Source organism: Streptomyces acidiscabies (genome assembly GCF_020010905.1).
Taxonomy (GTDB): domain Bacteria; phylum Actinomycetota; class Actinomycetes; order Streptomycetales; family Streptomycetaceae; genus Streptomyces; species Streptomyces acidiscabies.
Genome location: NZ_JAGJBY010000001.1, coordinates 5,502,873 through 5,521,245, shown reverse-complemented (window position 1 = coordinate 5,521,245; position 18,373 = coordinate 5,502,873). Strand labels below are relative to the sequence as shown.

The window sequence follows — 18,373 nt, the reverse complement described above, 5'->3', positions numbered from 1 at the left end:
AGATGATTCGCTGTCCGATTTCAGCGAAGTGGCGAGATGCGGCCCTCGGTCGAGACTGGGTCTCAAGTTGAGTCGCGGCTGTAGTGTTCCTCGTATGACCGACTCCGCCAGCACCGCCGACCACACCCCGCCGAAGCCGCCCGGTCTGCGTGAACGCATGCGGGCGACAGTCCGGGCGGAAGTCACCGAAGTGGCGCTCCGGCTCTTCACCTCCCAGGGCTTCGACCGGACGACCGCCGACCAGATCGCCGCCGAAGCGGGTCTGTCGCGCGCCAGCCTGTTCCGGTACTTCGGGACCAAGGAAGACATCGTGCTGAGCGGCCTGGAGGGCGATGGCCAGCACGTCGCGGAAGCCCTCGCCGCCCGCCCCGACGAGGAGCGGCCCTGGGTGGCGCTACGCCGGGCCTTCGACGTCCTGGTGCGGGTGAACGAGGAAGCACCCGAGCAGACGCTGAGCTTTCTGCGCATGCTTCAAGGGACGCCGTCACTGCGCGCCCGGCACTTCGAGAAGCAGTTGCAGTGGCAGGAACAACTGGTGCCGGAGATCGCCAGGCGACTGGAAGCCAGTCCTGGCCGGCCGGAGGATCCCAGGCCGACCGCGCTGGTCGCAGCCGCCCTCGGCTGCCTGGACGCAGCCGCGAGAGGGTGGGTGGCCTGCGAGGGCACCGTCTCCCTCGCTGTCCTGCTCGATCGGGCCATGGGCGCGCTGACGGAGTAACCGCCCGCCCAAGGCCGGCGGCCGACGCTCACCGACCGGGGCAGCGAGCCACGGCTGCCGCCCTGGCTGATACGGGTGCGGTGGTGGGCGTCGGCGAGGTCGCGCAGGCGCTCGCCCAGGGGCCGGGGACGTGGCCTGCCTGTTGGGTGAGCGTGGCGGCACGGAGGCGGAGGCCGGTGGCGGGCCGGTCGGTGCGGGCGATTCTGGTGGCGAAGGGAGAGCCGGTCATGATGCCGCACCACCGGCAGATCATCGTGGCTCTCGGGCTGGGGGCACTGGGGGACGACGCCGGCCTGTACGACGTACTGGAAGCGGACGTGGATCAGATCCACCGCCATGGGCGGCATCGGTGACCTGAAGCGGAGTCGGCCCACCGGCGTAGGCCCAGGCGGCGGGAACCGCGGCAAACAGAGCGGCGCCGAGTGTCGGCCGGCGGACCTCGGTGTACTGCCGCCGAATGTGCACGCGTCCGGGAAACCCCGCCGAGGCCCTCCGTTTCCACGCAGGTGATACTGCTCGGCAGCCCGAGGGAGAAGGCAGGAATGGTGCCGCACATACCGAAAGAGTTCCTGCCGCGTCATGTGGCGCTGACTCCGGACGGCAACGGCCGATGGGCCAAGCGCCGGGGGCTGCCACGTGGCAGCGGACACCGGCAGGGGGCGCGGGCGCTTCAGGAGGTCGTCGGCGACCTCATGGGCGTCTACGCGGCATACCTGAAGGAGAACAAGGAGGAGATGCGGGATCTGGGGGTCCGGGTGCGGTGGCTGGGTGCGCAGGAGGGCCTCCCCGATTTCCTCCTGCGCGAGATCGAATCCGCCGAGAACATCACCAGGGACCGTGACGCGCTGACCCTCGTCCTGTGCCTCAACTACGGCGGACGGGACGAGATCCTGCGCGCCGTCAACCGAGTGGCCGAGGACGCCCGCAACGGAGTCCTGGCCGACACCCCCGTGGACGAGAAGCTGTTCGCCGGCTACCTCAACGAGCTCGCCCTTCCCGACGTGGACCTCTACCTGCGGCCCGGCGGCGAGACCCGCACGTCGAACTTCTTCCTGTGGCAGATGCCGTTCGCCGAGATGGTCTTCACCGAGACGCCGTGGCCGGACATGACCAGGAAGGACCTCTGGGAAGCGGTCGAGCGGTACACGCTCCGGAAACGGCGGCTGGGCGGACTCGGCTGACCGGCACAGCCGGGACGGACACGGCCCGACGCCGCTGCCGTGACAGCGAGTCGATGCGGCACCCTCCCCGTCGACACCTCCGTCGCCGTCATCGACCAGCTCGTCTGCTACAGCCCCCTCGCCCTCCAGGAAGCCGGCGGCACCGCGCAGATGGAGGCGCAGATCGCGCACGGCTGGTCGGTACGACGCCGGTCCAGATCCCCGCGTCGTACGACACGGTCTCCGGCGCCTCCCTCCAGGCGTTCGCGATCCCGGACGACGGCAACGCCGACAACCTCCCCGCTCTGCCGCCGCGCAGTCCACCGGGGTGAGCCGCTCGGCGTCGCGCTGAACCAGGGCAAGCCCTCCGGCGCCGTCTTCAACACCACCGGGCCGGTCGTCGCCGCGTACAACGCGCCCGACACGCTGTGCTCCGTCGCCGCCACGGTCACCACCCCGCGCCCGGGTATGTCTTCGCCGACTGCCTGCTCGACGGGAAGCCGTACGGCGGCCGGGAGCGCCCGTACGGCCGTGGAGATGCACGCCGATCACACGCTGACGGCGGTGTTCAAGAGACCCCGGCCGCCCTGCGCCAGGCCGGCGCCGAACAGCTCGCGGATCGGCTCGCATGGCATTCGGTCCGCAGCGCAGCGGGACCGCTACCTCAAGAAATGCGCCGAGAGCAGGACGCTGGGGACCCCTCGTCAGGCACCCGGAAGTGCTGGGTCCCCGCCGGACGGCTGCCGCACGAGGGGAGTCCGGTGTCCCGGCCGTACCGCGCCGCTGGTGATTACTTGACGGTGAAGCCGCCGTCGACGACGAGTGCCTGGCCTGTGGTGAAGGCGGCTCCCGGGCTGGACAGCCACAGCACGGCGGAGGCGATCTCCTCGACACTCCCGGAGCGCTTCATGGGGATCTCGTCGATGATGGCCGCCATGTGTTCAGGCGCCTCGGCGATCGCGTTGGCGACCATGGGGGTCTCGGTGACGCCCGGGCAGATCGCGTTGACGCGGATACCGCGGGTGGCGTACTCCAGCGCGGCACTGCGGGTCAGGCCGATCACCGCGTGCTTGGAAGCGGTGTAGGCGCCCAGTCCCCCGGTACCGACGACGCCGCCCGTGGAGGAGCAGTTGACGATCGCTCCGTCGCCCTGCTCGCGCATCTGGCGCAGCTCGTGCTTCATGCAGTTCCAGACACCGCGGAGGTTGACCGCGATCACGCGGTCGAAGTCGTCGCCGTCGGCATCCGCCGTCTCGCTGACCGGGGCCTGGATGCCGGCGTTGTTGTAGGCCACGTCCAGACTGCCGAACACCTTCACCGTCTCGTCGACGGCCCGGGCCACGTCGGATTCGTCGGCCACGTCGCAGCGCAGGGCGATCGCCCGGTGCCCGGCCGCCGTCAGCTGCTCGGCCGCAGCCTGGACGGCGTCCAGGTCCCGGTCGGCGAGCGCGACCGCGGCGCCCGCCTCTGCGAACGCCTTGGCGGCGGCCAGCCCGAGGCCCGAACCGGCGCCGGTGACGAGGGCAGCCTTGTTGTCGAAAGAGAAGTTGATCGTCATGTCCTTGGGTTTCTGAGAAGGGGTGAACAGGGGTGGTGGGCGTCGGTCGTCCAGTGCGCGGACGCCGGAGCAGGGGGGTATGTGCGGGCGCGCCCTCGTCGCCAGAGGCCGTGGCCCCTGGCGCGCCGGTGTCAGTGTTCGGAGTCGGCCGGCGCGGCGGTTGTTCCCTGGTTCTGGGTGACGGCCCAGCTGGCCAGGAGTTTCAGTGCGTCGGCGGCTGGGGTGCCGGGTTCGGCGTTGTAGACGGCGATGGACAGTTCGTCGTCGCCGGGCAGGGCCAGCGTTTCGTGGGTGAGTGCCAGCTCGCCCACCGCCGGGTGCAGGAACCTCTTGGTGCCCTTGGTATAGGTGTGCACGTCCTGCTCGCCCCACATTCCGCGGAAGGCGTCGCTGCGCATGGACAGCTCACCGATCAGGCTGCGCAGCTCCCGGTCGTAGGGGTATCTGGCCGCCTCGACGCGTAGCACACCGACCCCGTTGCGGGCCACCCGCTCCCAGTCGAGGTAGAGGCTCGGGGCGCGCGGGTCGAGGAATACGAACCGGCAGGTGTTGGGCGACTCGTACTCGAAGACCGGGGCGTGCAGGGCACGGGCCAGCGGGTTGGCCGCGAGGATGTCCAGGCGGTTGTTGCGCACATAGGCAGGCTGGTCGTGCAGCCCCTCGATGATCCGCAGCACGCTGGACCGCACAGCCGTTCGCTTGGGGCGATGTCAGACACGCGCGGGGCCGGTGTTGGCGGCGCGGGCCAGGGCGTACAGGTGGTCACGCTCTGTGTCGTCGAGCCGCAGGGCGTTGCACAGGGCGTCCAGGACACTTTCGGAGACGCCGCTGAGGTTGCCGCGTTCCAGGCGTGTGTAGTACTCGACGCTCACGCTGGCCAGCTGAGCGACCTCGCCGCGGCGAAGGCCGGGTACCCGCCGCCCCCCGTACACCGACAGGCCCGCCTGCTCGGGGGTGATCCTGCCACGGCGGGACTTGAGGAACGCGCTGACTTCCGCCCGATTGTCCATGCCTCCAGCGTAGGAAGCCGAAGCGCATGGTGGGGGGGTCCCTGCCAGTACCCCTCACAGCGTGAACTCCCACCGGCGGACTGAAGCCGGTTCCCTCTTCATTGTTCGGCAGTGCTGCGGCGCCTGGTTGCCGACAAACCCGTGTGACGGGCCTCGTGCGTAGCGAGATGTCCGCGCGACAGCTCCTGGCCCGCCGGCCAGATGGCCCGGGCGACGAGACCAGCGCGGCCGTCGAGGCCGCCGTCGTGGATGCGGAGGCCCACTCCCCACCGCCGTTGCCCCCACTCCGCGAGAAGGAATCACAGTGAAGATTGAAAACAAGACGATCGATGGTGTCTTCATCGAGCATGTCCCATCGGAAGGCAGCCCGTCCGGTCCGCCCATCGTCTTCGTCCACGGCGGTCTGCAGGGCAGTTGGGCGTGGGAGAACTACCTGCCCTACTTCGCCGCCGCCGGCCACGACTCCTACGCGTTCAGCTGGTTCAACCACCACGGGTCCCAGGACCTGCCGGAAGACCGGTTCACGCTCCGCTCCATGGCCGACACCGTGGAAGAGCTGGAGACCGTGGTCGACCACATCGGGCACGTGCCGATTCTCATCACTCACAGCATGGGTGCGCTGGTCGGACTGAAGTACGCGGAGAAGCACCCCGTCCTTGCGCAGGTCCACATCACCCCGGCCATCAGCGCCGAAGTGGGCCTCCACCCCAACACCGGGATCGACCTCACGCGGCCGACCGACATCCCCGATTTCGAGACCGCATGGCAGACGGTGTTCGAGGGCAGCCCGGAAGACGACGCCCGCCGCTACCACGCTCTGCTGTGCAGGGAATCGGCCATGGCCATCAAGGAGACGCTGTCGACCTCGCTCCGAGTGGACCGCACCCGCATCGACGGACCCTCGCTGGTGATCGCAGCGGAGAACGACGTGATCGTCCCCGCCGAAGCCGTCCGCCGCAGCGCCGCCCACTTCGGCTCCGACTACCTCTTCGTCCGAGGACGCTCCCACAACGTCCTCCTCGAACCGGGTTGGCGCGAGACCGCGGAGCGCATCAACACTTGGCTCGACCGCCACACCTGGTAGTGCGTTCCGCTCCCCAACGGCGGTTGGCCGCTAGCCTGCGCGCCAGGTATCGCGCTCAGTGTGCGACACGGCGCTGCTTGCGCTGGTCGAGCCCGACGAGCGGTGATAACTCCGGTTTGAGGGCTCATCGAAGAAGCTCCAGAACGTGTGGCACGAATTGCTCGTGGTGTGGGAAGACGCCGCCAGGGCCGGCATCGGGGCAGATCCGAAGTGAGACGTTCGGCAGGCGATGCGCGAGGTCGAACGATGCTCGCGTGGGAAGCATGCGGTCGCCCCCGGGCGTTCGCGACCGGAACAGGATCCCGGGTCGGCACTATGCGGCGCAGCAACACTGACGCCCGGGGACGCACCCGTCACGAGGGCCACCAGCCGTGTCACCGCCAACGGCGGCTCCCGATCATTTATATTACGCTCATACTACCATAGGTGGGGGTGCGATACGGACGAGACCTCAAGCAGGCGACGCAGCGGCGGATCATCGAGGCAGCCGGCCGCCAGCTCAAGGCCGACGGCATCGACGGTTCGGGGACCGCCGCGCTCATGGCGGATACGGGACTGGCCAACGGCGCGTTCTACCCCCATTTCGACTCCACGGACGACCTGGTCGCTTCCACGGTCGCCGACCAGATCCGCGAGCAGTGCGAGACGCCGGAGGCGGAGGCGCCCGGCCACGCGGGGGTCGAAGAGACCCTGCGTGCCCATCTCGCGGTACGGCACCGCGACAGCCCTGAACACGGCTGCCCGTCGGCCTCCCTGCTCGGCACTGAAGACCGGCGACAGGGCGCCGGCCGGAGCAGGGGCGAACCGTGACGTCGACCGCAACGTGAGAGCAGTGAAATTGCGGAGCGTGGGGCAGGCCTCGTGCGCGGCACACCCGACCGAGATGGGAGTGGGCGACATGGCACAGCTGCTCGCGGGGTTCGCACCGATCGAGGTGGACATCGACGGGATCCGTATCACCGGCCGGACCACCGGCACCGGGCCACCGGCCCTGCTGCTGCACGGCTATCCGCAGACTCAGTGATGTGGCATCAGATCGCCCTCATCCTGGCCCAGCACCACACCGTCGTGCTGACGGATCTGCGCGGCTACGGCGGCTCCGCGAAACCGGTCGTCGGCGCCGACCATACCGAGTACAGCAAACGCGCCATGGTCACGGTGATGGCGAACTTCGGCTTCGACACCTTCGCCGCGGTCGGACACGACCGCGGTGCCCGCATCGTGCACCGGATGTGCCTCGATCACCCCGCCCGGGTCAGGCGCGCCGCCGTCCTGGACATCGTGCCCACCCGGCACGTCTTCCCCATCGCGGACACCGCCTTCGGGGTAGCCGTCTCTCGCATGTATGGGGCATTCGGCCTGCCATGAGACTGCGCTCAACTGCGCGGCGGTGTGATGCCCAAGGCCGGCGGGCACGTCGAGCCCCGCCGCGGTGAGGATCTCGCGAACCCGTTCTTCGGCGCGCTCACCCAGCCCGTCGTAGCCGTGCTCGAACAGGCACCGGGTCTTTTCACGGGGCCAGCCGGTGGGCATCAGGTGCTGCGGTAGTTGCGGATCGAGGACGAGGAAACGGCGGTACGCATCCATCAACCGGGGCCTGGCGGCCAAGGCCTCGCCTCCGCGGACCCGCTCGTCCCGAGGCGTCGCCAACCGCCGCCATTCCTTGACGAATATGGCGACCCGGCCTGGGTCATGCACACCGCAGCGCTGCCGCAACCCGGCCAAGGCATCACCGCACGCTGCTGTCAGGCCGGTCACTTCGGCGACCCCGGCGAGCATCCGGGCACCGGCGTGACCGACCACGCCACGCCCGCCAGCACTCACGATGATCTTCGGACGCGACCCGGCAGCCCTCACTCGGCAGGTGCCTTCCATGGCAAACGATCAGGGTCTTCGACAAGCCAGATCACCGTGGACAGGCTTCCTGAAAGGCCCGGGCTAAACAGCCCTTCCGTCAGCCAGGAACGGCCGCAGATGCGCCAGCATCGCTGTCGGCTGCTCCTCCGGGATGAAGTGGCCGCACTCCGGGATCTCGGCACCGGTGACGTCATCGGCGTACTCGCGCCAGATCTCCAGCGTCGGCAGGCGGGACGGCAGCCCCACGGAACCCCACAGCGCCAGTACCGGCATGCCGAGGCGGCGGCCTTCGGCGGCGTCCAGATCGTCGAGGGCGACGTCCTGCTCCATGGCCCGGTAGTCGTCGAAACTCGCCCGCAACGCGCCCGGGCGGGAGAACGCCCGGACGTAGGTGTCGACCGCTTCGGGGGTCAGTCCGTGACGGTTGTAGGTCCACCGCTCGAAGAAGTACTCGAGGTAGCCGCGGATGTCGGGTCCCACGAGGCGTTCGGGCAGATCGGGCTGCATCTGGAACAGCCAGTGCCAGTACCCGGAGGCGAGGGAGGCGTCCAGGCGGCGGAACATCTCCCGGGTGGGCACGATGTCGAGCACGGCCAGCCGCTCCACCTGCTCGGGGCGGTCCAGCGCCCAGCGGTGCCCCACCCGGGCGCCCCGGTCATGACCCACGACCGCGGCCTTCTCGAAGCCGAGCGCTTCGACGAGACCGGCGATGTCGGCGGCCATCCGTCGCTTGTCGTAGCCGGTCGTGGGCTTGTCGCTCAGTCCGTAGCCGCGCAGGTCGGGCGCCACGACGGTGTGGTCGGCGGCGAGTTCCGCCAGCACCGGCCGCCAGCACTCGTTGGTCTGCGGCCAGCCGTGGAGCAGAACGAGCAGAGGGCCCGATCCCGCTCGGACGTAGTGCAGGCGGACCCCGTCCACCTGTGTCACGCCGGTCGTCACCGTCGGCTGTCCCATTGCTGCGCTCCCTCGACTAACCGTCTTAGACAGTTAAGCTAACGTGCAGAATGGAGGGGTGGCAACGGACGACATGTGGATCTGGGACGGCGGGCGGGTCTGCCTGGACTTCACCAACACCCTCCGCTACCGGTGGCGGACCGCGCCGGAGGAGACTCTCCGGAATCCAGGCGACCTGGCTCTCTGGCTTCAGCGAGCGGGCCTGCTCGCACCGGGCATCCAGGATCCCTGCACTGCCGCCGTCCTGACGGCAGGCCGGCGACTGCGCGAGACGGTCGACCGGGCCGTACTCGCAGCCGCAGACGGTCGGCTGCCCTCGCCCGGCGACATCACCGCGCTCAACCGGGCGGCGGCCGAGGCCCCCCGGCCCGCCCTTCAGATCACCGTCACGGACGGGCGCCTGGAGCCCGCCGCAGCCACGAGCGTCGCCGCCGACGCCTCAGCCGCGCTGGCACTGATCGCCCAGGACGCCGTCGATCTGCTCCTGTCCGCCGAGATCCGGCGCGTACGCGTCTGCGGCGCGGACACGTGCGCCCTGCGCTTCCTGGACCGCTCCCCCGCCCGCAACCGCCGCTGGTGCTCCATGTCCCGCTGCGGCAACCGTACGAAGGTCCGTCTCCACCAATCCCGGACCAGACGCGGCGAGCATGCGTCAGCAGACTGAGCCCGCTGCGAGTTCCTTCACTCGGCGGGCTTCAGGCGAAATGCCGGGCCGGGGATGCTCTCGATGTCCTCCACCCGTACGGCGTGGCCCTGTTCGCAGCGGATCTGGGCATCGACGTGCGCGCCGCATCCACGGTGGCGCGTCAGCATGGCCGGGCCCTCGGGGTCGGCGCGGTAGCGGTCGCCCCATTGCAGGAGCCCCATCACTGCCGGGACAAGGTCCATGCCCTTGGGCGTGATCACGTACTTCGGCCGGCTCCGTGAGCCCGGCTCCTTGTAGGCCTCGGTGACCAGGATCCCTTCCTCCACGAGCATCTTGAGCCGCGCCGCGAGGAGGTTGCGGGGACAGCCCAGGACATGTTCGAACTCACTGAAACGGGACGAGCCGTACCAGACCTCTCGCAGGATCAGGATCGTCCACTTCTCCCCCACGACCTCAAGGGTCCTGGCGATCGAGCAGTTCGACGTGTCCCGGTCCAGACGGAGGTCCCTGCCGGCGTCCTGAAGAGTTTCGGTCCTCGCATCCATGCAGTGATACTAACCTCTCCTGAGTTTACTTTTCTATACTCAGCAAGTAGCGTCATGAGCAGCGGTTACCCCGGCCGCGCGCGAGAAACGGGCGCGCAAGGGAACCTGCCCGAAGAATCACATAAAGCACTGAAACACCCACGCAGAAGGGCGGCCGACATGAAGGCCTTCGTCGTCGAGAAGTACGGCAAGGACGGCGTGCGCGCCGCGGAGGTACCCGAGCCCGCCGTCGGAGACCGCGACGTCCTAGTCAGAGTGAGCGCCGCCGGCATCAACCCGCTGGACAAGATGGTCCGCGACGGGGAGTTCAAGCAGATCCTGAAGTACAAGCGCCCGTTCGTGCTCGGCCACGACGTGGCGGGCGTCGTGACACAGGTCGGCTCCGCCGTACACGGCTTCGAGGTCGGCGACGAGGTCTACGCCCGCCCGCGCGACCTGCGGATCGGGGGCTTCGCGGAGTACATCGCGATCGACGCGGACGATGTCGCCCCCAAGCCGGCCTCACTCTCCCTGGAGGAGGCAGCCGCCGTACCGCTGGTGGCCCTGACCGCCTGGCAGATCCTCGTCGAGCGCGCGCACGTGAAGCCGGGGCAGAAAGTGCTCGTCCACGCCGGAGCCGGCGGCCTCGGGTCGACGGTCGTCCAGCTCGCCAAGCACCTCGGCGCCACGGTGGCGACGACCGCGAACACCAGGTCCGAGGAGCTGGTCAGGAGCCTTGGCGCCGACGTCGTCGTCGACTACACCAAGGAGGACTTCTCCAAGGTGCTCTCGGGCTACGACCTGGTGCTGGACTCCCTGGGTGGGGCGAACCTCGAGAAGTCGCTGACCGTGCTGAAGCCCGGCGGCCTGGCCATCAGTGTCGCCGGCCCGCCCGACGCCGGTTTCGCCAAGCAGATCGGCGCCCCCTCCGTCCTGGGCCTGGTCATGAACACCCTCAGCCGTAAGATCCGCAAGCAGGCCAAGGCGCTGGGCGTGCGCTACGAGTTCCTCTTCATGCAGGCCAGCGGCTCGCAGCTGCGCAAGCTCGGCGCCCTCTACGACAGCGGGAAGCTGCGGCCGGTCATCGACAGCACCTTCCCGTTCGACCGGACACTTGAGGCGATGGCGTACGTCGAGCAGGGTCGCACCAAGGCCGGCAAGGTCGTGGTCTCGATGGTGCCCGACAACGACTGAGCCCGTGCCGGTCGCAGACCCTCGGGCGACGACGCCGACGGCGATCCGGCACTGGTGGTGTTCCGGCGGCCTCCCGCTGCCTGTCGGGAGCGATCACCGCGGACGAACCGCCACGCCTCCAGGCGGAGGGACGAGGATGTCCCGCGTCGGGCGGGACACGGCTCTCTACGCTCATGACGGACGCATCACTTCAGCTCTTGTGCCAGCCCGGCCGACGGAGCTCGCAGCTCCCGGCTCCTGGGCGCGTGCCCCTCCTGCGGGCTCCTTGCGTGAGGCGCCGGCCTGCTCACCGGCAGACATGCTCAAGCCCGCGGTGTCCGTCCGCCGAGCGATGCACCGTGCCGGCGGGGAGTGCGGTCCTTGTCGACCAGGGTCGCGCGGATGGTCGTGCGCGTGAGGACGAGTTCGACGTCCGGGCACTCGCTCAGCGTGAGCTGCCCGCCCCGGCCAGCAAGGTGTGAGCGGGCGGTACGTGACTTGATGTCTGCATTGCCCTGTCGGCTGGAGTAGGCAGGCTGCTCGGAGGGCCGCCGGGCTGCTATGCCGCGGCTGGGCGAACAATCCCTGCTGAGTCCCGGGTGACCTGGGTGATGCAGGAACACCAGCGGTGTGCCGGTCTCGGCGTGGAAGCGCCGGCAGGCGTACCGAATTCGGTTCGCCGTGACGAACCGCGTCGGAGCCGTCACATGGGAGAGAGAGGCGGTGTGTGAGTCGGTCGGGTCGTCGTCTTCGGCTCCTACTTCATCAGCCGCACGGGAGAACCCGCCTGGAACGCGGCGATGTCCTCGACGGAGTCCTGATAGAAAATCTCGTACAGGTCGCGGTTCACGAATCCGACGTGCCCCGTGAGCAGCGCGTTCGGCAGCGCCCGCAACGGGTGGTCCGCGGGTAGCGGCTCGGTGTCGTACACGTCGAGGGCGGCTGCTCGGATCGCGCCCTCACGCAGGACGTCGATCAGGGCGACCTCGTCGACGACCGGTCCGCGTGAGGTGTTGACCAGGAGGGCCGAGGGCTTCATCGACCGGAGTTCCGCCGCGCCGACCAGCCCGCGTGTTTGCTTGCTGAGCGGTACGTGGATCGAGAGCACATCGCTTTCGGTGAAGAGCCGCTCCTTCGTCACCGCCCGCCCGCCGTGCTCGGCGGCGGTTTCGGGGGTCAGGTTCCGACTCCATGCGATGGTGTCCATTCCGAAGGCCTGTCCGATCCGTGCCACTCCGGAGCCGACGCGACCGAGGCCGAGAATGCCGAGAGTCCTGCCGTGCAGCCCCTCGCCGACCGATACCTGCCAGCCGCCGGCGCGCATCGACTCCGCCTCGACGACCAGGTTTCTCGTGGCACCGAGGATCAGCGCCCAGGTGTGCTCGATGGTGGGGTGGGACTCATAGCGGGTCCCGCACACCGTGATGCCGAGTCTGTGGGCGGCCGTCAGGTCGATGGCGGCATTGGCCGGGCCGGTGCTGACCAGGAGCCGAAGGTCGGGCAGCCGCTCCAGGACCTCGGCCGGGAATCGCGTGCGCTCCCGCATGGCCACGAGCACGTCGAACCCGGCGAGGCTACGGACCACCTCGTCGGCGTCGGCGAACGGCTCGGTGAAAACGACGACCTCGGCAACGAGCGACGCCCAGTCGGCCAGGCTCGTCGCGACGTTCTGATAGTCGTCGAGGATCGCGATCTTCAAGCGGGTGGCCATGTCGGCAGCCTCCGTATTTCGTCGAGGTGATGCATCTGTCTTCACGGGGTGGCGACGCGGCGTGGCTCAGGCGAGCAGGCCCAGGGCGCTGTACCAAAGGGGTCCCGGGTTGAGCCGGTCACCGTGGAGCTTCGACATCTCCTCGAAGAACTCCAGCGGCTCCGGCTTGCCGGCCAGGAGCCGGATCGCGTCGCGCAGGTACTGCCGGGTCTCGTCCAGGATCTTCGGGTCGTCGGGCAGGTCTGCCTTCTTGTGGCCGGCGACCACGTGGCGCGGATCGAGTGCGGCGAGCCGGTCGATGCCGTCCAGCCACGCCTGAAGGCCGCCGTCACCGCCTTCGAGCATCATCAGGTGCACGCCGTTGTAGACCACGTCCCCGGCGACGACGAGACCGATCGACGGCACGTGCAGGACGCTGGAGTCGTCGGTGTCGGTGTGACCGGTCTCGACGGCCCGCAGGACTCGGCCCTCCAGCAGGAATCCCTCGGTCGGCACGGGCACGGCGAGGACCGGGGTGTTCTCCGGGACCCCGGGGAAGGTCTTCGCGAACCCCTTGTCCTTGCTCTCCAGTTGGCTGCGCATCTGCCGGATGGTGCCCTCGGTGGCGTACACCACGCTGTCGGCGTCGCCGAACCGTTCCAGCAGCGTCGCGGTGCCGAACCAGTGGTCGGGGTGGCCGTGGGTGACGTAGACGAACGCCAGACGCTTCCCTGAGCGGGCCAAGCCCTCGGCGACCTGCGCGATCTGGGTGTGTGTCAGCGGCGGGTCCACCAGGACCGCGTCGCGTTCTCCGGTGATCAGGGTGGATGAGATCGGCGAGGACACGATCCCGTCGCCGTTCGGCAGCTGAAGATCGATCTCCCGGGGAACGCCGTCAGAGACGAGGACTTCGTAGGACAGTTCGCGCATCTCGGCACTTCTCTCGTGGCGGTGGCTGCCCCTCACCGAACTCGCGAATGAGCTGCGGTTTGCCTGGCGAGGGTGATGCCGCTTCGAACGCCCTGCTACGGCTCGGCTCGCGTGCGCACGGGACCCGCGACGGTGCGAGTTCCTCCGGAGATCGTCATGACCGGGCCACCTTGAGCAGGGTCTTTCCGCCGCGGACGACCTGCTCGATCGCCGTATGGATGTCATCGAGGTCGAACACGGCGCCTAGCGGAACGAACAGGACTCCGCTCGCGACCAGGGGCGCGGCTTCGCGGATGACGGGGAGCACCTTTGTCGCGTAGTCGAAATGGCCGGCGAAGAATCCGTGTACCGTCGCGCGCTTGCCGATCAGGGTCAGTGCGTCGACGGACATCGGCTGCCCGGTCGCCGAGGCGTAGCTGACAAGCGCACCGCCCTCGGACAGCAGGTCGAGCAGGCGGGCGGGAGCGTCGCCCCCCACCGAGTCGACGGCGAGCCCGACCCGGGCATCGCCGATCGCCTTGCGAACCTCTTCGGCCGCCGTCGCACCGTCGCGGCGGACGATGTCCGCGCCGGCCGCGGTCAGTTCGGCGGACACGGACTCGTCCCGGACGAAGTTGACCGTCCGGAATCCGCGGGCCTTCGCCAGGGCGATCAGGGAACGTCCGACGCCGGAGTTCGCGGCGTTCTGCACGATCCAGTCCCCGGGCCTCAGGTCGGCGTACTCGCTCAGGATCAGACCGGCCGTGGGCGGATTGATGCCCAGCATCGAGAACTGCTCGACGCTGCCTTCCGGCAGCCGGAACAGCCCGTCGGCGGGCAGCAGCAGCCGCTCGCGCCAGGCACCGGCGAGCAGCGGCAGAACCACCAGGTCGCCGGCCGCGAGCGTGTCGACGCCGGGGCCCGCCTCGACAACCCGGCCGACACCCTCGCTGCCGAGGACCAGCGGGAGCGGTGGCCGCCCGAGCTCGCCCCTGACGACCTTGAGGTCGTGCAGGTTCAGCGGTGAGAACTCGACCGCGACCTTGACCTCGCCGGCGCCGGGAGCGTTCGGCTCCTGGAGATCGACGACGCGTACGACGTCCTCCGGCTTGCCGAACTGGGTCATCTGGATGGCACGCATAGGGACTCCCGGTGAGAGGCGGCGAGCTCTTCGCCACAGTCAAACTGCACATTTTGCTTATGTCCGACGCGGCATGTCCGTCGTCGGAAGAGAGGGGGGAATGTCAGCGCCGCACGTACGGTGCGTCCGCCCTGGGGATCAGGTCCAGCGCCTGCCGGGCCGTCTGTCGGAGCGTCGTGGCGTCGACACCCGCCTTGGCCATGTTGTCGATGCCCCTGATCACGCTCAGCAGCAGATATCCCAGGGCCGTGGCGTCGGCGTGCTCGGCCACTTCTCCCGCGTCCTGGGCGTCGCGTAGCGCGGACGCGAGGGCGTCGGCGAGATCCTCGAACGCGCGACGGGCCGTGCCCGCCACCATGTCGTCCTCTCCAGCGCGGTCCGCGGTGACCTTGGTGAGGAAGCATCCCCGGCGGGGCGACTCGCTCGCGAAGGCGTCGGCGAGTGAGACGACGTAGCGCTCCAGGCGGGCCATCGGCGAGGTGAGCACCGCATGCGGGCCCTCCCGCAGCTCCTCGCGGGCCTGGGCGACGATGCCCTGGCAGTAGTCGGAGAAGACGCGCACGTAAAGGGCGTTCTTGTTGCCGAACGCCTTGTAGATGCTGCCCTTGCCCAGGCCGGTCGCATCCATGAGGTCATAGGTGGACGTGCCGTCGAATCCGGTGGTCCAGAACCGGTCGCGGACAACATCGAGCACGGTGGTCTCGTCGAAGCCTCGTTTTCGCCCCATGACCTCACGATACCTCATTGTGGTCCAGTTGGACCACAATGCTCGACAACCCGACCCTCCGTGCCGGCGCGGGCATATCGCCTGACACTCTTCGCCTTGTTGACCGATTGGACCACTTCATGCTCCCATTGTGGTCCAGTTAGTCAACAAAGCCGTGTCAGTCGGCAAACCTGTGGAGGACTGATGACTCAGAGCCGAAGGAAGACGGAGACGGAGCGGAACAAGGCCGCCGTCCTCGAATTCCTGACGACCGCGTTCAGCTCGAAGGACTTCACCGCGCTGGACCGGCACCTGCACCCCGACTACATCCAGCACAGCCCGACCATCCCGCCGGCCAGGGCCGGGCTGCGCAACTTCATCGCGGACCTGCCCGACGCCACCCGGTACGAGCCGGGAGCGATCATCGCCGAGGGAGACCTGGTCATGATCCACGGCAGGTACTCCGGCAGCACCGAGACACCCCTCATGGCGGTCGACATCTTCCGCTTCGAGGAGGGCCTGGTGGTGGAGCACTGGGACGTCCTGCAGGACGAAGTGCCCGCGAAGGACGCGGTGGCGGGCAACCACATGTTCACCAACCCGCAGGCCGGCCGGGCCTGAGGCACCGGGCTGAGGCCCGACCGACACCTGATGCAAACGAAGAGACAAAGGACAAGGACCGATGACGACAGATACGCAGACCTCGCGGACCGTGGCCAAGAAGTTCGTGGAGCGCCTCGCGAAGCATGACCCCGACGGCATCCAGGAACTGTTCGCCGAGGAGATCGACTGGCACGTCCCCGGCAGCGACGCGCTGCCCTGGACCGGGCGCCGTACCCGCCGGGAGGAGGTGGCACCGTACTTCACCACGATGTGGTCGCACTTCGCGCACGACGAGAGCAAGGCCGTACTGGAGCGCATCATCGTCGACGGTGGTGACGTGGCGCTGATGGCGGTCTTCACACACACCGTCGCGGCCAATGGCAAGGAGTTCAGCACACCGACGGCCATGCACCTGACCGTCGAGGACGGCCGGATCGTTCGCCTGCACCAGTACGAGGACACGCTGACCGTCGCCGAGGCGTTCAACGCCAGCTGAGCAAAGCGTACTCAAGGGCCCCGCGGCCCGGGTCCCGCGCGGCCCGACATGCACATCCGAAGGAGCAAGTAACGTGACCGCCTCTGTCGTTTCCATCGCCTACCACTCCGGCTTCGGCCACACCGCCGTCCTCGCCGAGGCCGTCCGCGATGGGGTGATCACCGCCGGCGCCACCGCCCACCTGATCAACGTCGAGGAGATCTCCGAGGAGCAGTGGAACCTGCTCGACGCCTCGGACGCGATCATCTTCGGCTCGCCCACCTACATGGGCACCGCCTCCGCCGTCTTCCACGCCTTCGCCGAGGCCAGCTCCAAGCGCTGGTTCAACCAGGTGTGGAAGGACAAGATCGCCGCAGGTTTCACCATCTCCGCGGGCAAGAGCGGCGACAAGCTCAACACCCTGCAGTACTTCACCGTGCTCGCCGGGCAGCACCACATGCAATGGGTCGGCCTCGGTCTGATGCCCGGCTGGAACACCTCCACGGCGTCCGAGAACGACCTCAACCGCCTCGGCTTCTTTCTCGGCGCCGCCGCCCAGAGCAACCAGGACCAGGGAGTCGAGGGCGTACACAAGGCCGACATCGCCACCGCCGCCGAGCTCGGCAAGCGCGTCGCCGAGGTCGCCCGCGTCTACGCCGCAGGCCGCACCGCCCTCGCCGCCTGAGCGACCGACGCCGGGGCGGATGCGCGGCCCGGACGGCGAGGTGGTGCTCGACGAAGCGCACCGGCGACTGGCTCGGGACCGGGCAGCAGCACCGCAGACTCGCGATCAGCGACGCGCAGCAACGCCATCATGAGGCGGTCACCGGCCCCAGGGATCAACGGAACCGTGGCTGGCGCTGTAATTAATCTTGAGCGATGGCGACGCCCTTCCGCACACCCCCCGGCTCCGACTCGGCACGCTTGGGGCAATCGGCCAGACACTCCCACTCGTCGAGGGTCTGCGGACCAAGCGCCCAGCGAACGGCGATGACGGCAAGAGCCAGCAGGGCGGCGACCGTGGTGTCTGGCGCCGATGGCGTTGTGGTCTTCGACATGGAGCGCGGCCGGGCTCATCGCCGTGGCGTGCGCATTCCGCCGCGACAACGACTGGCCCGGTTTCGCCGCCCTCACCGCGGTCATGATGCCGTGGACCGTGTCTTTCCTGGCCAGCTGGATTCCGCTGAACGACAACCCGCGCGGCTGGATCAGCGCCATCGTGTTCGCCGCGTTCGCCGCTCTAGCCGTCCTCCTCGTCCGCTGGGACGAACCGCCTGGGGGACGCTGTCAGTGACGCACTTCAGGCGACGGCCACCGTGGGCGCGGCGCTCATCACCGCCACGGCGACGGACACCACGGTGGTCCCGTCGTTCAGCAGATGCACCGGCCGCACGGCGCGCGCGATGCCGTCGTGCGCCGTGCCGGCCTTCTGCGCCTGCGCCTTCGGCAGGTCCGCGCCGGTGGCGACCACGGCGAGCGCGGTGTCCGGCGGGGGCGGCGCGTTCTTCGCCGCGATCTCGGCCAGCCGCAGACGCGCGGCCCGGTGGACGTCCTGTGCCGGACAGCTCACCCGCCCCTGCGACAACTCCCCGTACAGCGCCCCGGTCCCGGGTTCCACGGCCGACCCCGCCTCGTTGGCCACCACCAGCGCGTCCACCGTGACCCCCGAGTCGAGCACCGTGCTCGCGGTGCCGATCCCGCCCTTGACCGGCCCCGCGGTGGCTCCCGTACCGGCGCCCACACAGCCCTCCGGCACCGCGGCGCCCGCATCGACCGCGGCCCGTCCGGTGGCCGCGTCCGGCCTGGCCCGGAAGTCGCCGCCGCGGCCGAGGCCGAAGACACAGGCGGCGGGCACCACCGGCACGACATGCGCCGGATCCCCCCACCCGCACCCCGCGTCGCTGTTCCTCCAGCCAGGCCATCACCCCGGACGCCGCGTCGAGCCCTGACGCGCTGCCGCCGGTCAGCACGATCGCCTCGACCTTCGGCACCAGGTTGCGCGGATCGAGCGCGTCGATCTCCTTGGTGCCGGGCCCGCCGCCGCGCACGTCCACCGTGGTGCCGGTGAGCCAACCCTCGCCGGTACGCGTCGCGTGCCCCCCGCGGCCCCACGACATCTGACCGAGCGTCAACTGTCATGGGGCCCATCTCGTCCGGACCGGGCC

Annotated in this window: 24 protein-coding genes and 3 pseudogenes; 14 read left to right on the top strand and 13 right to left on the bottom strand. The window is 69.2% G+C overall.

Translation table 11 applies throughout. The annotated features are described in order from the left end of the window. The first annotated feature begins 94 nt into the window (after positions 1–94). Positions 95–718 (top strand): TetR family transcriptional regulator, encoded by a 624-nt coding sequence (locus J8M50_RS25135; protein WP_010360754.1) that lies wholly within the window; start codon positions 95–97, stop codon positions 716–718. 28 nt (positions 719–746) lie between these two features. Here J8M50_RS25135 and J8M50_RS25130 read toward each other — a convergent pair whose 3' ends face one another. Beyond that, positions 747–947, bottom strand: a complete 201-nt coding sequence (locus J8M50_RS25130) for a hypothetical protein (RefSeq protein WP_141655675.1) — start codon at positions 945–947, stop codon at positions 747–749. Between J8M50_RS25130 and J8M50_RS49255 the strand changes: the two genes are divergently transcribed. From J8M50_RS49255 to J8M50_RS25120, 3 genes are all read left to right on the top strand, one after another. Continuing rightward, positions 946–1,071 carry a hypothetical protein gene (locus J8M50_RS49255; RefSeq protein WP_256725321.1) on the top strand — a complete coding sequence of 42 codons (126 nt, stop codon included), beginning with the start codon at positions 946–948 and terminating at the stop codon, positions 1,069–1,071. The genes J8M50_RS25130 and J8M50_RS49255 overlap by 2 nt on opposite strands. A 189-nt stretch (positions 1,072–1,260) precedes the next feature. After that, the gene (gene uppS, locus J8M50_RS25125; protein WP_010360751.1) at positions 1,261–1,899 is read left to right on the top strand and encodes a polyprenyl diphosphate synthase; all 639 of its coding nucleotides are present in this window, start codon (positions 1,261–1,263) and stop codon (positions 1,897–1,899) included. Positions 1,900–1,938: 39 nt separating this feature from the next. Further along, on the top strand, positions 1,939–2,676 hold the full coding sequence (locus tag J8M50_RS25120) for a hypothetical protein (protein ID WP_141655674.1): 738 nt from the start codon (positions 1,939–1,941) through the stop codon (positions 2,674–2,676). Here the strand turns inward: J8M50_RS25120 and J8M50_RS25115 are convergent. The 3 genes from J8M50_RS25115 to J8M50_RS49755 form a co-directional block, all read right to left on the bottom strand. After that, positions 2,669–3,436, bottom strand: coding sequence for an SDR family NAD(P)-dependent oxidoreductase (locus J8M50_RS25115; protein ID WP_010360749.1), 768 nt, complete (start codon positions 3,434–3,436; stop codon positions 2,669–2,671). The two genes, J8M50_RS25120 and J8M50_RS25115, sit on opposite strands and share 8 nt — an antisense overlap. Before the next feature lie 131 nt (positions 3,437–3,567). Then, on the bottom strand, positions 3,568–4,125 hold the full coding sequence (locus tag J8M50_RS49760) for an MmyB family transcriptional regulator (protein WP_306045216.1): 558 nt from the start codon (positions 4,123–4,125) through the stop codon (positions 3,568–3,570). 21 nt (positions 4,126–4,146) lie between these two features. Continuing rightward, complete coding sequence (locus J8M50_RS49755) at positions 4,147–4,446, bottom strand: helix-turn-helix domain-containing protein (RefSeq protein WP_306045214.1); 300 nt, start codon at positions 4,444–4,446, stop codon at positions 4,147–4,149. A 304-nt stretch (positions 4,447–4,750) separates the two neighbouring features. On the opposite strand from J8M50_RS49755, the gene J8M50_RS25105 reads away from it, so the two are divergent. The 4 genes from J8M50_RS25105 to J8M50_RS25095 all read left to right on the top strand — a co-directional run bounded on the left by J8M50_RS25105 (position 4,751) and on the right by J8M50_RS25095 (position 6,898). Further along, the gene (locus tag J8M50_RS25105) at positions 4,751–5,530 is read left to right on the top strand and encodes an alpha/beta hydrolase (RefSeq protein ID WP_010360748.1); all 780 of its coding nucleotides are present in this window, start codon (positions 4,751–4,753) and stop codon (positions 5,528–5,530) included. A 432-nt stretch (positions 5,531–5,962) separates the two neighbouring features. Continuing rightward, positions 5,963–6,340, top strand: coding sequence for a TetR/AcrR family transcriptional regulator (locus J8M50_RS25100; protein ID WP_010360747.1), 378 nt, complete (start codon positions 5,963–5,965; stop codon positions 6,338–6,340). Positions 6,341–6,428: 88 nt separating this feature from the next. After that, the gene (locus J8M50_RS49250; protein WP_256725320.1) at positions 6,429–6,554 is read left to right on the top strand and encodes a hypothetical protein; all 126 of its coding nucleotides are present in this window, start codon (positions 6,429–6,431) and stop codon (positions 6,552–6,554) included. Next, positions 6,554–6,898 carry an alpha/beta fold hydrolase gene (locus tag J8M50_RS25095; RefSeq protein ID WP_010360745.1) on the top strand — a complete coding sequence of 115 codons (345 nt, stop codon included), beginning with the start codon at positions 6,554–6,556 and terminating at the stop codon, positions 6,896–6,898. The genes J8M50_RS49250 and J8M50_RS25095 overlap by 1 nt, the downstream gene beginning before the upstream one ends. A gap of 93 nt (positions 6,899–6,991) precedes the next feature. Here J8M50_RS25095 and J8M50_RS49245 read toward each other — a convergent pair. The 3 genes and pseudogenes from J8M50_RS49245 to J8M50_RS25085 form a co-directional block, all read right to left on the bottom strand. Then, positions 6,992–7,204, bottom strand: a pseudogene (locus tag J8M50_RS49245) (PaaX family transcriptional regulator C-terminal domain-containing protein); the annotation flags it as partial. Then, a pseudogene (locus tag J8M50_RS50405) lies at positions 7,196–7,405 on the bottom strand (IS1380 family transposase); the annotation flags it as partial. The pseudogenes J8M50_RS50405 and J8M50_RS49245, both read right to left, overlap by 9 nt. 63 nt (positions 7,406–7,468) lie before the next feature. Further along, positions 7,469–8,341, bottom strand: coding sequence for an alpha/beta fold hydrolase (locus tag J8M50_RS25085; protein ID WP_010360743.1), 873 nt, complete (start codon positions 8,339–8,341; stop codon positions 7,469–7,471). Positions 8,342–8,399: 58 nt separating this feature from the next. Between J8M50_RS25085 and J8M50_RS25080 the strand changes: the two genes are divergently transcribed. Further along, on the top strand, positions 8,400–9,005 hold the full coding sequence (locus J8M50_RS25080; RefSeq protein WP_040838825.1) for a CGNR zinc finger domain-containing protein: 606 nt from the start codon (positions 8,400–8,402) through the stop codon (positions 9,003–9,005). A gap of 17 nt (positions 9,006–9,022) precedes the next feature. On the opposite strand, the gene J8M50_RS25075 is transcribed toward J8M50_RS25080, so the two are convergent. Next, positions 9,023–9,532, bottom strand: coding sequence for a winged helix-turn-helix transcriptional regulator (locus tag J8M50_RS25075; RefSeq protein WP_010360740.1), 510 nt, complete (start codon positions 9,530–9,532; stop codon positions 9,023–9,025). Between the two features lie 159 nt (positions 9,533–9,691). Here J8M50_RS25075 and J8M50_RS25070 point away from each other — a divergent pair, with 159 nt between their 5' ends. Further along, a complete protein-coding gene (locus tag J8M50_RS25070) occupies positions 9,692–10,705 on the top strand; it encodes an NADP-dependent oxidoreductase (RefSeq protein WP_010360739.1) in 1,014 nt (337 codons plus the stop codon). Positions 10,706–11,441: 736 nt separating this feature from the next. Here J8M50_RS25070 and J8M50_RS25065 read toward each other — a convergent pair. The 4 genes from J8M50_RS25065 to J8M50_RS25050 form a co-directional block, all read right to left on the bottom strand. Beyond that, positions 11,442–12,395, bottom strand: coding sequence for a D-2-hydroxyacid dehydrogenase family protein (locus tag J8M50_RS25065; RefSeq protein WP_010360738.1), 954 nt, complete (start codon positions 12,393–12,395; stop codon positions 11,442–11,444). A 66-nt stretch (positions 12,396–12,461) separates the two neighbouring features. Further along, positions 12,462–13,304: an MBL fold metallo-hydrolase gene (locus tag J8M50_RS25060; RefSeq protein ID WP_010360737.1), complete on the bottom strand. Its 843-nt coding sequence runs from the start codon at positions 13,302–13,304 to the stop codon at positions 12,462–12,464. 154 nt (positions 13,305–13,458) lie between these two features. Beyond that, positions 13,459–14,424, bottom strand: a complete 966-nt coding sequence (locus tag J8M50_RS25055) for a zinc-dependent alcohol dehydrogenase family protein (protein WP_010360736.1) — start codon at positions 14,422–14,424, stop codon at positions 13,459–13,461. Between the two features lie 103 nt (positions 14,425–14,527). Next, positions 14,528–15,151, bottom strand: a complete 624-nt coding sequence (locus J8M50_RS25050) for a TetR/AcrR family transcriptional regulator (protein ID WP_010360734.1) — start codon at positions 15,149–15,151, stop codon at positions 14,528–14,530. A 183-nt stretch (positions 15,152–15,334) separates the two neighbouring features. On the opposite strand from J8M50_RS25050, the gene J8M50_RS25045 reads away from it, so the two are divergent. The 4 genes from J8M50_RS25045 (at position 15,335) to J8M50_RS25030 (ending at position 17,502) form a co-directional block, all read left to right on the top strand. Further along, the gene (locus J8M50_RS25045) at positions 15,335–15,751 is read left to right on the top strand and encodes a nuclear transport factor 2 family protein (RefSeq protein ID WP_010360732.1); all 417 of its coding nucleotides are present in this window, start codon (positions 15,335–15,337) and stop codon (positions 15,749–15,751) included. A 61-nt stretch (positions 15,752–15,812) separates the two neighbouring features. After that, on the top strand, positions 15,813–16,229 hold the full coding sequence (locus J8M50_RS25040; RefSeq protein ID WP_010360731.1) for a nuclear transport factor 2 family protein: 417 nt from the start codon (positions 15,813–15,815) through the stop codon (positions 16,227–16,229). 73 nt (positions 16,230–16,302) lie between these two features. Further along, positions 16,303–16,893 (top strand): flavodoxin family protein, encoded by a 591-nt coding sequence (locus J8M50_RS25035; protein ID WP_010360730.1) that lies wholly within the window; start codon positions 16,303–16,305, stop codon positions 16,891–16,893. 351 nt (positions 16,894–17,244) lie between these two features. Next, positions 17,245–17,502 (top strand): hypothetical protein, encoded by a 258-nt coding sequence (locus tag J8M50_RS25030; protein ID WP_059047864.1) that lies wholly within the window; start codon positions 17,245–17,247, stop codon positions 17,500–17,502. Positions 17,503–17,550: 48 nt separating this feature from the next. Here the strand turns inward: J8M50_RS25030 and J8M50_RS25025 are convergent. After that, positions 17,551–18,347, bottom strand: a pseudogene (locus tag J8M50_RS25025) (P1 family peptidase); the annotation flags it as partial. Positions 18,348–18,373: the final 26 nt, after the last annotated feature.

Bases quoted from the DNA above. Each gene is read 5' to 3' on its own strand.
- J8M50_RS25070 (WP_010360739.1), top strand. From the start codon at position 9,692: ATGAAGGCCTTCGTCGTCGAGAAGTACGGCAAGGACGGCGTGCGCGCC.
- J8M50_RS49755 (WP_306045214.1), bottom strand. From the start codon at position 4,446: ATGGACAATCGGGCGGAAGTCAGCGCGTTCCTCAAGTCCCGCCGTGGC.
- J8M50_RS25050 (WP_010360734.1), bottom strand. From the start codon at position 15,151: ATGGGGCGAAAACGAGGCTTCGACGAGACCACCGTGCTCGATGTTGTC.
- J8M50_RS25055 (WP_010360736.1), bottom strand. From the start codon at position 14,424: ATGCGTGCCATCCAGATGACCCAGTTCGGCAAGCCGGAGGACGTCGTA.
- J8M50_RS49255 (WP_256725321.1), top strand. From the start codon at position 946: ATGATGCCGCACCACCGGCAGATCATCGTGGCTCTCGGGCTGGGGGCA.
- J8M50_RS25095 (WP_010360745.1), top strand. From the start codon at position 6,554: ATGTGGCATCAGATCGCCCTCATCCTGGCCCAGCACCACACCGTCGTG.
- J8M50_RS25085 (WP_010360743.1), bottom strand. From the start codon at position 8,341: ATGGGACAGCCGACGGTGACGACCGGCGTGACACAGGTGGACGGGGTC.
- J8M50_RS25065 (WP_010360738.1), bottom strand. From the start codon at position 12,395: ATGGCCACCCGCTTGAAGATCGCGATCCTCGACGACTATCAGAACGTC.
- J8M50_RS25045 (WP_010360732.1), top strand. From the start codon at position 15,335: ATGACTCAGAGCCGAAGGAAGACGGAGACGGAGCGGAACAAGGCCGCC.
- J8M50_RS25030 (WP_059047864.1), top strand. From the start codon at position 17,245: ATGGCGTTGTGGTCTTCGACATGGAGCGCGGCCGGGCTCATCGCCGTG.
- J8M50_RS25040 (WP_010360731.1), top strand. From the start codon at position 15,813: ATGACGACAGATACGCAGACCTCGCGGACCGTGGCCAAGAAGTTCGTG.
- uppS (WP_010360751.1), top strand. From the start codon at position 1,261: ATGGTGCCGCACATACCGAAAGAGTTCCTGCCGCGTCATGTGGCGCTG.
- J8M50_RS25115 (WP_010360749.1), bottom strand. From the start codon at position 3,436: ATGACGATCAACTTCTCTTTCGACAACAAGGCTGCCCTCGTCACCGGC.
- J8M50_RS49250 (WP_256725320.1), top strand. From the start codon at position 6,429: ATGGCACAGCTGCTCGCGGGGTTCGCACCGATCGAGGTGGACATCGAC.
- J8M50_RS25135 (WP_010360754.1), top strand. From the start codon at position 95: ATGACCGACTCCGCCAGCACCGCCGACCACACCCCGCCGAAGCCGCCC.
- J8M50_RS25075 (WP_010360740.1), bottom strand. From the start codon at position 9,532: ATGGATGCGAGGACCGAAACTCTTCAGGACGCCGGCAGGGACCTCCGT.
- J8M50_RS25060 (WP_010360737.1), bottom strand. From the start codon at position 13,304: ATGCGCGAACTGTCCTACGAAGTCCTCGTCTCTGACGGCGTTCCCCGG.
- J8M50_RS25130 (WP_141655675.1), bottom strand. From the start codon at position 947: ATGACCGGCTCTCCCTTCGCCACCAGAATCGCCCGCACCGACCGGCCC.